The 13430-nt window shown below is 65.0% G+C and carries 12 protein-coding genes and 1 tRNA gene; 6 read left to right on the forward strand and 7 right to left on the reverse strand.

From position 1 onward, the window contains the following. Positions 1-810: cation:proton antiporter (locus VGQ44_01060; GenBank protein HEV8445370.1), on the forward strand; the 810-nt coding region annotated here is incomplete at its 5' end. A 5-nt stretch (positions 811-815) separates the two neighbouring features. Here the strand turns inward: VGQ44_01060 and VGQ44_01065 are convergent. Further along, positions 816-2768, reverse strand: coding sequence for a KUP/HAK/KT family potassium transporter (locus VGQ44_01065; GenBank protein HEV8445371.1), 1953 nt, complete (start codon positions 2766-2768; stop codon positions 816-818). Positions 2769-2801: 33 nt separating this feature from the next. Continuing rightward, complete coding sequence (locus tag VGQ44_01070; protein HEV8445372.1) at positions 2802-2996, reverse strand: hypothetical protein; 195 nt, start codon at positions 2994-2996, stop codon at positions 2802-2804. 250 nt (positions 2997-3246) lie between these two features. Between VGQ44_01070 and VGQ44_01075 the strand changes: the two genes are divergently transcribed. Further along, a complete protein-coding gene (locus VGQ44_01075; GenBank protein ID HEV8445373.1) occupies positions 3247-3735 on the forward strand; it encodes a hypothetical protein in 489 nt (162 codons plus the stop codon). 16 nt (positions 3736-3751) lie between these two features. On the opposite strand, the gene VGQ44_01080 is transcribed toward VGQ44_01075, so the two are convergent. Together VGQ44_01080 and VGQ44_01085 are read right to left on the reverse strand one after the other, a co-directional pair. Continuing rightward, a complete protein-coding gene (locus VGQ44_01080; protein ID HEV8445374.1) occupies positions 3752-3964 on the reverse strand; it encodes a cold-shock protein in 213 nt (70 codons plus the stop codon). A gap of 255 nt (positions 3965-4219) precedes the next feature. After that, on the reverse strand, positions 4220-4594 hold the full coding sequence (locus VGQ44_01085; GenBank protein ID HEV8445375.1) for a DUF2214 family protein: 375 nt from the start codon (positions 4592-4594) through the stop codon (positions 4220-4222). A gap of 36 nt (positions 4595-4630) precedes the next feature. Between VGQ44_01085 and VGQ44_01090 the strand changes: the two genes are divergently transcribed. The 3 genes from VGQ44_01090 to VGQ44_01100 all read left to right on the forward strand — a co-directional run bounded on the left by VGQ44_01090 (position 4631) and on the right by VGQ44_01100 (position 8075). Continuing rightward, positions 4631-4703 (forward strand) — tRNA-Gly (locus tag VGQ44_01090). 342 nt (positions 4704-5045) lie between these two features. Beyond that, complete coding sequence (locus tag VGQ44_01095) at positions 5046-5381, forward strand: PadR family transcriptional regulator (GenBank protein ID HEV8445376.1); 336 nt, start codon at positions 5046-5048, stop codon at positions 5379-5381. A 3-nt stretch (positions 5382-5384) separates the two neighbouring features. Further along, the gene (locus VGQ44_01100) at positions 5385-8075 is read left to right on the forward strand and encodes an ABC transporter permease (GenBank protein HEV8445377.1); all 2691 of its coding nucleotides are present in this window, start codon (positions 5385-5387) and stop codon (positions 8073-8075) included. 212 nt (positions 8076-8287) lie between these two features. Here the strand turns inward: VGQ44_01100 and VGQ44_01105 are convergent, their stop codons facing one another. Then, positions 8288-8524, reverse strand: a complete 237-nt coding sequence (locus tag VGQ44_01105) for a response regulator (GenBank protein ID HEV8445378.1) — start codon at positions 8522-8524, stop codon at positions 8288-8290. 340 nt (positions 8525-8864) lie between these two features. On the opposite strand from VGQ44_01105, the gene VGQ44_01110 reads away from it, so the two are divergent. Continuing rightward, complete coding sequence (locus tag VGQ44_01110) at positions 8865-9782, forward strand: NADP-dependent oxidoreductase (protein ID HEV8445379.1); 918 nt, start codon at positions 8865-8867, stop codon at positions 9780-9782. A gap of 27 nt (positions 9783-9809) precedes the next feature. On the opposite strand, the gene VGQ44_01115 is transcribed toward VGQ44_01110, so the two are convergent. After that, positions 9810-11594, reverse strand: coding sequence for an AarF/UbiB family protein (locus tag VGQ44_01115; GenBank protein ID HEV8445380.1), 1785 nt, complete (start codon positions 11592-11594; stop codon positions 9810-9812). Between the two features lie 64 nt (positions 11595-11658). Next, a complete protein-coding gene (gene ligD / locus VGQ44_01120) occupies positions 11659-13368 on the reverse strand; it encodes a non-homologous end-joining DNA ligase (GenBank protein ID HEV8445381.1) in 1710 nt (569 codons plus the stop codon). Between the last annotated feature and the right edge of the window lie 62 nt (positions 13369-13430).

Below are 13430 nucleotides of genomic sequence, written 5' to 3' on the forward strand. Positions count from 1 at the left end.
CGAGGCATGACGGCCTCCGCCCGCATCGCCACGTCGACCTTTTGGGAGTACGTGGCGTTCGTGCTCAACTCGTTCGTGTTTCTGTCGATCGGGTTGATGGTCAAACCGCCGACGCTGGTCGAGAACTGGAGAGTGATCATCGTCGCGTTCGTGATCGTGACCGTCTCGCGCGCGGTCATGACGTGGGGCGTCGCGGCCCTCCTGCCGAACAAACTCAGGCTGCCGCGTCGATGGACCACGATCCTCTCTTGGGGCGGCCTGCGCGGCGCGCTGTCGATGGTCCTCGCCATCAGCATTCCCGAAACGTTCCCACAACGCGACCTGTTGATCACGATGACGTTCGACGTCGTGATCCTCTCGATTCTCATTCAGGGGATCAGCATCGGGCCCACGCTGCGATGGCTCGGTTTGCGCAGCCAGACAGGGGACCATGCGGGCTACCTGGGCACGCAACTCGCGCTACTCAGTGCGCACTCGTCGCTCGACGACGTGGAGCGGACCGGCGCGATGGTCGCCACCAACGAAACGATGCGCCGCGCGCTCGCCGACGAATACGACGAGCGCCTCGACCGGGCCGAGCGCGCTCTGATCTGGCTCGGCACGCAGCTCGGCGGAGGCGAAGCGGCGACTCGCGCCGCGCGACGCCTGATCGGCACCACGGAGCGCGAGCGCGTCAACGAGGCGTTCGAGGCCGGCGCGATCGACGAGGTGCAGAGGGATCGCTGGCTGGCCGAGTTGAAGTCGCGGTGGTGGGGCGGGGGCGCGGGGAGCGGGGGGGGAACGGACGGTGACCGCGACGGCGAGCGCTGAGCCTTTCACAACTCGATTCGCGTACCCAACTCCACTACTCGATTGGAAGGAAGACCGAAGTAAAGCGTCGCGCTACGCTCGTTGCGCTTCAGCCAACGAAAGAACATCACGCGCCAGCGCGCCATCAGTCCTGCTTCCGTTTGCGACGGCGGAATGACGGTGACCTTTCCGAGATAGTAGGTCGTCCGCGGGGGATCGTCCGGAATGAACGGCGCACCGTTGTCCGCCGACATTGACGCGGCGCGCCGAATGATACTCGGCACGTCCGGCTCTTCCATGAAGCCATAGTGCGCGTAAACCGTGTTGAACCCGAGCGACAGCTCCGATAGCTGAAGCCGGTCGACGCTGCGCACTCGCGGTACGTCTTCGGTGGACACCTTCAACAAGACGACGGTTTCGTGCAGGACCTGATTGTGCTGTAAGTGGTGCAACAGCACGAGAGGCACGACGTCGATGTCGGTCGCGAGAAATACGGCGACGCCGGGTACCCGGACCGGTGGGTCGCGGGACAAGCTCGTGAGAAAATCGTGGACCGGCATGCCCGTGTCATGGGTCGCGTTCATCAAGATCCGGCGGCCGACGTACCACGTCCACATCGTCGCGAACACGATGGCGCCAATGACGACCGGCAGCCAACCACCATCGAGGAACTTGAATGCGTTCGCCACGACGAACGCGAGATCGGCGATCAGAAATCCGCCGGCCACCGCCGCCACGCGCCAGCGCGGCCAGTGGAATCTCGAGCGGGCCACGATCCCGAACAGCACCGTGGTGATCGCCATCGTCGTCGAAACCGCGAGTCCGAACGCGGCCGCAAGCCGGTCGGATGATCGGAAGGCGAGAACGACCGCCACCGTCGCGCCGAGGAGCGCCCAATTCAGGCTCGGCAAGTAGATCTGACCAATGACCGATCCGGACGTGTGCACGACGTTCACGCGCGGCGCGAAGCCGAGCTGGGCCGCCTGGCGCGTGAGTGAAAACACCGCGGCGATCAGCGCCTGCGAGGCGATGATCGTCGAAGCGGTTGCGAGCACGACCATCGGGTAGAGTGCCCAGTCCGGGACCATCGAGTAAAAAGGACGAGACGCCGCTTCCGGATGCTGAAGCAGGTTCGCCGCCTGGCCCAGATAGCTCAACGTCAGCGCCGGGAGCGCGAGCGCGTACCACGCGAACCGAATCGGCCGCGGGCCGAAGTGTCCCATGTCGGCGTACAACGCCTCTCCGCCGGTGAGACAGAGCACGACCGCGCCGAGGGCGAGAAAACCGTTCGGTCCCGCGTGCGAGAAGAATCGCACCGCGTACCACGGATTGATCGCCGCGAGGGCGGCGGGGTTCTGCGCGAGCGAGTTGACGCCGAGGACAGCGATGACGACGAACCACGTGCCGAGGATCGGACCGAAGATCCTTCCCACCCGGCCCGATCCGCGCCGCTGCAGCGAGAAGAGCCCGATGAGAATGACGATCGTGAGCGGGACCACGAACGGCCGGAGAGCCGGCGCCGCGATCTGAAGTCCTTCTACCGCGCTGAGCACCGAGACCGCGGGCGTGAGGATACCGTCGCCGTAAAGCATCGCAGTACCGAACAACCCGAGCGCGATCACCATCGTCGCGCGGTGAACGTGCTTTCGGTCGCCGAGGAACAGAGCGAGCAGCGCGAGAATGCCGCCCTCGCCTCGATTCCCGGCACGCATGAGCACGGCGACGTACTTGAGGCTCACCATCAACACGAGCGCCCACAAGAACAGCGACGCTACGCCGAGAACGTTCTCGGGAGTGGGCGCGACGCCGCGCGTGCCGTGAAACGCCTCCTGCATCGCGTAAAGCGGACTCGTGCCGAGGTCACCAAAGACGACGCCGAGTGCCGTGAGTGAGGCAATAGCGAGCGCGGGCGTGGCCACCGGACGCTCGCGCATCCGCGTGTCAGAGAGCAAGCTCGGCCCGGCTACCGAGTGCGCCACTGCCGCCTCGTGGAAAACGTTGGGAACCTGCCGCTACATCTTCACCAACAGTGCCAGGTTGAGGCGTGTCTCGGTCCTACGCAGGTCGGGAAAGAAGCCGGGCACGAACGACCCCGGCTGTCCCTGATTGCCGCCGACGGGAGTCACACCGCCGGGTCCGGCGAAGTACGGCACGTTCGACTCGCGGTGATCGATCTCGAGCCGGAATGTGGTGAACTGATCCGGCATGCAGTCGAACGTGACCTCCGATGCGTCGTAACCCCGCGACGAGCGTGAGCATCGCGAGGGTGGAGGGAGATTTCATTTTCTTGACGCTATCGGGCGCGTCGCACGGAGCGCACAAAAGGGGACGCGCGCGGCCATAAAGAAAACGCAAAGCGCGGGCTGCGTTTACGTAGTCTTCACGGCGACGGGGTATGGCTTTGTGCGGTGTTTACGAACGAATTCGTACGTTCGAGACGTCCCTACTCATCGCAGCATGATCGCGTTTCCTGACTCCGCGTCGTCATTGCCCGGCTCGCTCACCGACTCTCGATCGTCGGACGCGGGCCTCGAGGCTGTGCGTTCGTTCGCGGAACGATTGGCCGAGCTGTCCCCCTCGGACTGGGTCGAAGTCGGCAACTCGCTTCTGCGGGATGCGTCTGCGCATGCAACGCGCGCTACGGCGTCGGCGCTGCTCGTCTCGACGATCAATGGGCGCGGGCTGGACGTCGCCGCGTGGTACGCGTGCGACGCGATCGAGACCTCGGCGTTCTATGTGAGCAGGCCGAGTTGCTCGACGCCGAGCGATCGCCGGGCCTTCGCCGCCGCGCACGCGGCGGCCGAGGACGCGGCCCTCGCGCTCCTCGCTCGTGAATTCCTACCGGCGAGCGATTACGAGGCGCTGTGCGACCCGTTCATAACACAAGCGCCGCGCAACCGAGCCGATATACGGCTCGACTGCGCGGCGCCTGTTCGCTCCCGCTAGGGAGCGGTCGGCCGGGTTAGCGACCCAGCTTTGTCACGTTCTCCGCGGCCGGGCCTTTCTGGCCCTGCACGACGTCGAACTCCACCCGCTCGCCTTCGGAAAGCGTCTTGAAGCCGCTGCCCTGAATGGCCGAGTGATGGACGAAGCAGTCCTTCTGGCCGCCCTCGGGGGTGATAAAGCCGAAGCCCTTGGCGTCGTTGAACCACTTCACGGTGCCGGTCGTACGCATGTCCTACTCCTTGGTGTTGATTTGCTGTGTTGGGAGTGCGGACTTAGCCGTACCAGCCGACACAACGTGCTTCGTGATCAAGCCCTCACGACGGGCGTTTCCGCGGAATGCGGATCCTCGCGACTTGAACGAAAAAAAGGCCTGCTTGCAATTCGGCAGGCCCCAGAAAACGCTCGGAACATGTCCACGCGTCACAGCGCGTGTCTCGCTTGGCGAACGGAAGATAGCGACGAAATCGACCACGCGCAAGGATTTTCAGTGCCTCGGCTCAGGGGATCGGGGCGGGACGATACCCGTATCCCCGCGCCATCGACACGGCGGCGACGACCATCGCCAAGAGCAAGGCGGCCTGGATGTAGCTGATGATGCTGATGCGCCGGGCGACCGTTTCGTCGACTCGTCGCGGGTGTAGTAGCTCGTCGCCTTTTCGGTACCGGCGAACAGACGCCAAAGTCCCGTGACGAGCCAGAGCAACGCCGCGATGCCCCACCAGGAATCCGCGGCGAAAGCGCGGCGCATGCCGCTCATCTCGAGCGGGCGTTGCGCCAACTCTCGCGCGCGTCCCCAGATGCCACCGAGTCCGATGCCGAGGGCGAGGAGATGCAGCGCGGCGAGTGTCAGACGGAGCATGGCAGGCCACAGGAGGGCGGCGTATCTTCAACCTACGCGGGCGTAATTCAGTTGGTAGAATGCCAGCTTCCCAAGCTGGACGTCGCCGGTTCGAGTCCGGTCGCCCGCTCTTTCACTCACCACATAGCGGTTCAATCGACGGTCTGGCGATCTCGGCAGGCCGTTTTGCGCGTCGCCAACGGTCCCCACAACGGTCCCCAGCTTGGGGACCGTGGTGACAGGCCGACCACGGCCCGCGACTCCAAGTGTGTTCGAATACACCACTTAGAGATTAATCAAACGTGGGATGCGACGTACGCGCCGCTGGCAACGACCAACTGCGCCGGCGGGACGTCGGGGGCCGCGGCGGGTCAGGCGTACCTCGCTCCGATTCGCTCGAGCGCCAGATGAACACGGCGACTGCAATGTCGCTTGACAATTATGGCGCATGATAACATAGTCTATCTATGTTATGACCCGCGCTCGCCATGAAATCCCTCCGGGAACGCTCGACATGCTGATTCTCAGCACGCTCGCACGCAGCGATGCCCTCCACGGATTCGAGATCGCTGAGGCCATTCAGCTGGCCTCTTCGGACGTGCTGCATGTCGAAGAAGGTTCGCTGTATCCGGCGCTTCAGCGAATGCTCATCAAAGGTTGGATTAGCGGGACGTGGGGCCGCACGGCGGAAAATCGTCGCGCGCGCTACTACCGGCTCACGCCCGCCGGGCAGCGGCAGTTCAATCGCGAGGTCGCGGACTATACGACTGTCTCCGCGGCCATCGTCCGCATCCTCCGCCCCGCTTGACCGATGCCATTCCCTGGTGACTTCTGGCGGCGACTCGTGTTTCTCGTGCGCCGCGACAGAATGGCGGCAGACCTCGAAGACGAGATGCGGTTGCACGTCGCGCTCCGCGCCGAGTCGCTCCAACGCGCCGGCGTGCCCGAAGGCGAAGCGCGAGTGGCGGCGCGCCGCAGGTTCGGCAACCGGACCACCATCCAGCAAGAGAGTCACGATATGTGGGGAATGATCGGCATAGAGCAGCTCGCGCAGGACGTTCGGTTCGCGATGAGGGGGCTTACGCGGCGGCCGGCGTTCACGGCCGTCGCCGTACTCTCACTTGCCATCGGTATCGGCGCGACAACGGCCCTCTTCAGCGCTACGAACGCGCTCCTGTTTCGCCCGTTGCCGTACGCGACGCCCGACGAGTTGATGAAAGTCACATTGGTGAAACCGCCGCGAGGCGACCGGCCCGCTGACGACCAGTCGGTCTGGTCGTATCCCAAGTTCCTCACATTCCGGGCCGCACAGCGGGTGTTCTCCGAGCTCGCGCTCTACGGGCCGGACCGGTTCCGGGTGACGAGCGGAGAGGTGGAGAGCATCGGCGCGGAGTCCGTCAGCGCCACGTACCTTCGCACGTTGGGGATTGCGCCCGCGTTGGGCAATGACTTCGATCGCGAGCTCGACACGCAGTTTGGCGTGCCTGGAGTGACGGTTCTTTCATATGACTATTGGGTGCGTCGCTTCAACCGAGACGCCCTGGTCATTGGGAAGACGATCGACCTGAACCGAGATCCGTTCGTGATCATCGGCGTCACACCACCCGGTTTCCGCGGCCTGACGGGGCAAGCCGACATCTTCGTTCCCATCACGGTCCAGCCGGCCACGAGACTCACCGCGCAATCGCACAGCTTCTGGCTTGTCGCGCGCCGAGCAGCGGGCGTCGTAACGCCGCTAGCCACCGCGGAGGTCAAGCGGCTTGGCGTCGTCGTGAACGACGCGCATCCCAACGATTGGGACAAGGTGAAGTGGGGCGCGGCCTCGGAGCCGCTCGACAACGCGCGTGTTGCTCCGCTCGTCAAACGTTCCGTGCTGGTTCTCTTCGCCGCCGTCGCGCTCGTGTTGTTGATCACCTGCGCCAATGTCGCCAACCTGCTCCTGGGCCGTGCTCGAGCAAGGCAGCGCGAAATGGCGATCCGCTTCGCGATTGGCGCGAATCGCACGCGAGTTGCGCGCCTTCTGCTCACGGAGGGATTGCTCCTCGCACTCCTTGGCGGCGCGGGCGGCGTGCTGGTTGCGTGGTTCGGCGTGCGCGCACTCGCCTCCGTGAACCCCGCGACGACTCTCCGTGTTGGCCAGTCCGGCGCCGTAGGTGCGATCGCAATGTCCTCAATCTCGTTGGATTGGGTTGCGCTGGGTTTCGCCTTTGGCGTGGCGCTCGTCATTGGTGCCGCCTTCGGGCTTGCTCCTGCGATCGGCGTCACGCATTCGTCTCTCGCGGGTGCACTGAAGACTGGTAGCTCCGAGGCGAAACGCGGCGCCGGTCGCACGCTTGCCGGCCGGCGCGTATTGGTGATCGCTGAAGTCGCGCTCGCCCTCGTCCTTCTCGCCGGTTCGGGCCTGATGATCCGAAGCCTCGGCAAGTTGCTGGCGGTGGACACGGGATTCGACGGGCGCGACGTGCTCACCGTTCGCCTCAGCGTCGCCGGCGATACGGTCAAACGCGAATCGGTGCCTCCGCTCTTCACGGACGTTCTCGAGCGCATCGCGGCCCTGCCAGGAGTTGCCGACGCGTCGCTCAACAACTGCCCGCCGCTCGGCGGAGCGTGCAACTCGACCAACATCCGCTTCCTCAACCGCAGCGAGGTCGATGTCGCAAACAGCCGGAGCGTGAGCGTAGACTGGGCATCGCCCACATGGTTCGCGACGATGCACATTCCGCTCAAGCGCGGCCGCATCTTCAGTGCGGCGGACCGCGCAGGCACGCAGCAGGTGGTAGTCGTGAACGAAGCGGCCGTTCGAAAATTCTGGCCGAACGAGGATCCGGTCGGGAAGCACATCGAGCTTGGGATGGGCGGCCTGAAGGACGCGGAGGTGATCGGTATCGTCGGCGACGTGCGGCGACGTGCTGACTCGGCGGCCACCGCAGGTGTCTACGCATCAGTCTACCAGTCGCCGTTCACCGACATGACGGTCTTTGTCCGCGCGACAGTTGATCCGGCGTCGCTCGGTGGGGCTGTGCGTCGCGCGATCCATGCTGTCGCGCCGTCGTCGGTCGTGTCAGATATGCGGCCGATGCGCGACCGCGCGGCTGACGCGACGGCGCGGGCGCGGTTCAGTGCCGTGCTCTTGACCCTGTTCGCGTTCGCGGCGCTGCTGCTCGCTGCCATCGGCGTCTACGGCGTCATGTCGTTGGCCGTCGCGACGCGCACCCGTGAGATTGGAATCCGCATTGCGCTTGGGGCGAGTGGCGCGCACGTGCAACGACTCATCGTCGGCGAAGGGGCGGCGCTCGTAGCAATTGGCGGTGCCGTCGGCATCGCGGGTGCCCTCGCGACGACACGCGTGCTACGGGCGTTGCTGTTCGATCTCTCGCCCTTCGATCCCGGCACGTATGCAGGAGTCGTCGCGGTAGTTGCGGGTGCTGCACTCGTCGCGATCTGGATTCCTGCGCGACGTGCTTCGCGCGTGGATCCGCTAGCCGCGACTCGCGCCGATTGAACTGAACTATCTCCCGATGCTCCTCCTCGTTCGAGTCGACGATCGACTGTCTGTGCGACAAGCGTATCCGCGAATTCGGACCAAAGGCTCCGGTTTTGTGATGATCGAACCAGACCTCGATGATTCGCTGAGCGAAGCTCGACGTGCCGCGGCTGGGGGATCTCACACGGGGACCGTTGGGGACCGTTGAGGCACGAATCTGCGCTAAGTCGTTAGCAGATGACCAGCGGCATTTCGTCGACGCCGATGTCTTCGATGATCTCGAATGCCGTCGTGCGGCCGAGCTGCACATTCAGTAACACGATGTCCGGTTTGCGCTCGAGAATCATCGCAACCGCCTCGTCGCGGCGGCCGCACTCGCCGACACACGCAATGTTCGGCAAGCCGTCTAGTGCGCGCCGGAGCACCTGCCGTGCCAACGGCTCATCGTCCACAACGAGCACATTCATCGCGACCCGACCCAGGGCAACCGAATCACAACGTTGGTGCCTCGCAGCCGGGAGCCGTCGCGCTGCCGCGACAGCTCGACCGTGGCTCGTGAGCCGTGGAGATGGTGGGCTTTTGCGTTTTAATGAGACTCGATATGAGAAAAGTATGAGAGCGGTATATGACCGACGCCGCGAGAGTTCAGCGAGACGCGCACCGGTCACGAGCTCGAGACGCTCAGCCCTGATGTCTTGTGGCTCGCAGCCGCCATCTAGCGAGCAACGGTACCCATGAAAACCGGGTGATTGAATCTTGCAGGGGAATTCGAGAGACGGCGACGCACCACGCACAAGGAAGCAGACGATGAAGGCGATAGTGGTGACGGATCAGGCCGCGGGAACGGCCGGAATGAGGCTGGTCGAGCGGCCGGAGCCGCAGGCAGCGATAAACGACGTCGTCGTTCAGGTGCACGCGTCGGGGTTCGTCGGGACTGAGTTGGCGTGGCCCTCGACCTGGACCGATCGCCTCCACCGTGACCGAGCACCCTCGATTCCCGGGCACGAGCTGGCCGGAGTGATCACTGCCCTCGGCTATGGCACGACCGGACTGTCGATCGGACAGCGGGTGTTTGGCCTCGCGGACTGGTATCGCGACGGCACCCTGGCCGAGTACGCAGCCGTCGAGGCGCGCAACCTCGCGCCGCTGCCCGGCGACGTTGACTTCACGGTGGGCGCGAGCCTGCCGATCTCGGGCCTAACTGCATGGCAGGGACTGTTCGAGCACGGCCGCCTTCGGGCAGGGCAGAGCGTCGTGGCGCATGGCGCGGCGGGCGCAGTCGGCTCGATGGTGACGCAGCTCGCGCAATTGGCGGGCGCATACGTCATCGGCACCGGACGCGCCGCCGACCGTCAGAAGGCGCTCGACTTTGGCGCCCAGGTGTTCGTCGACCTCGAGAACGACGCACTGGAAGACGTCGGCGCCGTCGACCTGGTATTCGATCTCATCGGCGGCGACATCGGGAAGCGGTCCGCGCGCCTCGTTCGAGCCGGAGGAACGCTGGTGTCCATCGTCGGTCCGAGCGAGGCACGCCCCGCCGAGGGGCTGGCGGTCGACTTCGTTGTCGAGTCCGATCGTGCCCAACTGAGCGAGATCGTTCAGCGCGTGCGGGACGGACGACTGCGGACGAACATCGGCACCGTCTCGACTCTCGACGATGCGGTCGCCGCCTTCAACGCGACCGAACGACGCCCTGGGAAGACGATCATTCGCGTTCGCCCGTGAGGATCGGGGACGGCGATCGGTTCCACGCTACTGGCCGGGCGGTTTGCGGTCGGACCACACGATCGCCAACACCATCCACACGCCGATGATTCCCGCGAGAAGAAATCCCGCGGTGCCGAGGATGCGGCGGTTTGGCAGAACCATCGCGCTGGCGACGAGCACGCCCGCCAGCACGAGCCCCGAGAACACGCGGTTCGCGACCTTCTGCATTGCTTCGATCAGCGACGTGAGCTGCGGTACCTCGACGGTGGTCTGAAACTCGTTCGACGCCAGGCGGCTGGTGATCAGATCGATGCGATGCGGGAGCGCCATCGCCAATTCCGATCCCTGAATCGCCAGCTCGGCCAGCCGCCGCGGACTGATGTCGCGCCGTGCGCGCTCAGCCGCGAGTTGCTTTCCGTAATCGCGAATTGTCTGGATCGGCGAAAACGTCGGGTCGATGGCACGCGTCACGGCGTCGAGGTTGACCATCGCCTTGGCGAGCAGCGTCAACTCACTCGGCAGCCGCAACCCCTCTCGGAACGAAATGTTGATTAGGTCGTAGAGCAGGGACCCGGTATCGATGGCCCCGATCGTGGAATCGAAATCCCGTGTGATCAGCGACGCGATCTGATTCACGAATCGGGTCCGGTCGAAGCTCGGCAGCTCGTCGCCAATCTCGGTCAGCGCGTCCGCCGCGTCTTCGCCGCGATTCTCCGTCATGTCCATGAGCAGCCGCACGACTTGCTCGCGCATTCCGGTCGAGAGACGTGCGGTCATCCCGAAGTCGATCAGAGCCAGCCTCACATCCAAGTCGCGCGGTGTCGGCGCCGCATCGTCCTGTGCTTGCCGCTCGATTCGCGACAGCGGCGTAACGGGCTGGCGCTTCTCTCGGCGTCGATCCGTGGCGCGAATCTCCGACGGCGTCGCGGGATTGTCCGACTCCGGCAAGAGGACGAAGACGTTTCCAGGATGCGGGTCGGCGTGAAAGTGCCCGTCGAGGGTGATCTGTTTCAGATACGCGCGCGTGAGATCCGCCGCGACGGGAGCGAAGTCGTGCTCGAGCCGCACGAGCGGCGAGATGTCGCTCACCTTCGTCCCCCGCACACGTTCCGTAGTGAGGACGCATGACGTCGAATAGGCTTCGATCACTCGCGGCACGAGGATCCGCGGAAACTCGGCGAGCGAGTGACGGAAGGTCGCCGCGTTCCGCGCCTCGATGCGGTAGTCCAACTCGTCGGCGAGTGCCCGTTCGAGCTGCTGAATGATTCCGGCGAGGTCGACGCGGGCGCCGGCGTTCGTGTGATCCTCGAGAAAGTCGGCGAGCTCGCGGAAGAACGCGATGTCGCCACCCAGCTGCTCGCGAAGTCCCGGCCGTTGAACCTTGACGACGACGCTCCGGCCGTCGCGCAGCGACGCCGCGTGCGCCTGCCCCAGGCTCGCGGAGCCGAGTGGATGCGGGTCGAAGGACATGAAGAGCTTGCTCAGCCGGCCCTGTAGCTCGTGCTCGACGATGTCGCGAATGTCGTCGAACGGAACCGGTGGAACGTCGTCTTGCAATTGCTCCAGCTCGGCGATGTACGGCGGCGGCAACAGGTCCGGCCGTGTCGAGAGCGCTTGGCCGAGCTTGATGTACGCGGGGCCGAGCTCGACGAGCCGCCGCCGAAACGCTTTGGCGCGTTCGGGGCTCGCGTCCACACCGACGCCGACGTCGTCAGGCTGGTTCGCGAGTCCATGCAGCCCTTGCTGCCGCGCGAAATCCGCGAGGCCGTATCGGCTGAACAGCCCGACAGTGGCCGAAAGCCGTGAAAGGTTGCGTGGCGCCAGAAGCATCACAGGCTCATGGGCAGCAACCGTGCCGGTCGCTAACCCGCTGTGCCGGCGCTCAGCCCGTCGATCACGTGTCTTTGTGTAGGACCGTGATGTCGTTGGTCCCCGCCATCGCCTTGCGCCAGAGTTTTGCGCGTTCGTCCAGCTGGTCGAGGGCGACGTCCATTGTGAAACGGTCCGGACGCAGTCGCGCCGTCACCTCCGACCACTCGAGCGGCGTCGAAACGGTTGCGTCCACGCGCGGCCGCACGGAAAAGGCGGACGCGACGCTCTTGCCCACGATGTTTTGCAGGTAGTCGACATATACAGTCCCCGAAGGCCGGGACGCGCGACTGCGGACGACCGTCGCGACCTTGGGCATCTCAGCCGCAATCCGCGTGGCGATGATTTGGGCCACGAGCAGCGCCGCCTCCTGGTTGGTCTTCGGCGGCAACGGAAGCACGATGTGAAGGCCATGCGATCCCGACGTCTTCACACCTGCCGTGAGTCCGTCGTCATCGAGAAGTGCCTTGATGGCGCGAGCTACCGCGACCACTGCGCCGAATGAAGCCTTGGGCCCGGGATCGAGGTCGAGGATCGTGTAGTCGGGAAAGCCCAGCGACCCCACGCGCGAGTGCCACGGATGTAGCTCGATGGCTCCGAGTTGCACGCAATAGAGGAGCGTGAACAGGTCGCCGCCGATGATGCGCCGACCCGAGGTGCTCTCCGACGGGACCGTCTCGATGCGGAGAGACGACGGCGCATCGTCGGGCGCGGTCTGTTGAAAAAACGGCTTCGCCTCGACGCCGTTCGGGTAGCGCTTGAGAACGAGCGGGCGTCCCTCGATCAGCGGCAGAATCGCCTTTGCCGCACGCGCGTAGTAGCGCATGAGGTCACCCTTGGTGCGCTTCGCCTTCGGGAAGTACACCTTCCCAAGGTTGGTCACCGACAGCGGCTCTGCTAACGGAATGTCGACACGCCCGCTTCCGCCCGCCTCCTCGACGACGTCGAGCGCTTTTACGACAGCCGCTGACTCGGCCGCCGAATGTCGAGTGCGGCGCCGCACGGTCTCCGCTGCTTTCGTGGGTGTCACCGGTCGCGAGGAACGGCGGTGTGGCCGCTCCGGCATGTCCGGTCCCGCGGGCATCGAGACCGGCTTTGAACCTGACGTGATCTCATCCATCCGCCGCCCTGAGGCAACGGATGCGACGTCGTCAGACGCCAGCGTGTCGTCGGTCACGACGAACTCGTCGGCGTGCTTGATCAGCAGCCACTCTCGCCCGCTGCTGCGCTCTCGACCCCGTCCACGCAGTTTGACAAGCGTCCAGGTGCCGCGGAGTCTTTCGCCTTCGAGCGTGAACTTGAGTGTGCCGCGCTCGAGCGCTTGCCGGATCGCGTCTTCGTCGCCGTCGGGCGACGTGTACGTGCCGCGATCCCAGATCATCACTGTGCCACCGCCGTATTCGCCCTTCGGAATGGTTCCCTCGAACGCGTTGTAGGCGATGGGGTGATCCTCTACCTGCATCGCCAGCCGTTTCACCGACGGATCCCGACTCGGGCCCTTGGGCACGGCCCAACTCTTCATTACGCCCTCGACCTCCAGGCGTAGATCGAAGTGCAAGTGCGAGGCATGGTGCTTCTGGATCACGAACGCGAGCGTCCCGACGCGCGGATTCTCGACGCCGCCGGCGGGCTCGCGCGTGCGACTGAAATCGCGCTTACGCCGGTATTCGACGAGCGTGTCCGGCGCGGAACGGCCGGTCTTCGGGTGCGAGCGCGAACGCAATCGTTTTGCCATGGGCGATCAAATAGGGGCAGAGGCCGTGCCGCAGGACAGGGGACCGGCCAGATTCCAAGCAC

Source organism: Gemmatimonadaceae bacterium (assembly GCA_036003045.1).
Classification (GTDB): Bacteria; Gemmatimonadota; Gemmatimonadetes; order Gemmatimonadales; family Gemmatimonadaceae; genus JAQBQB01.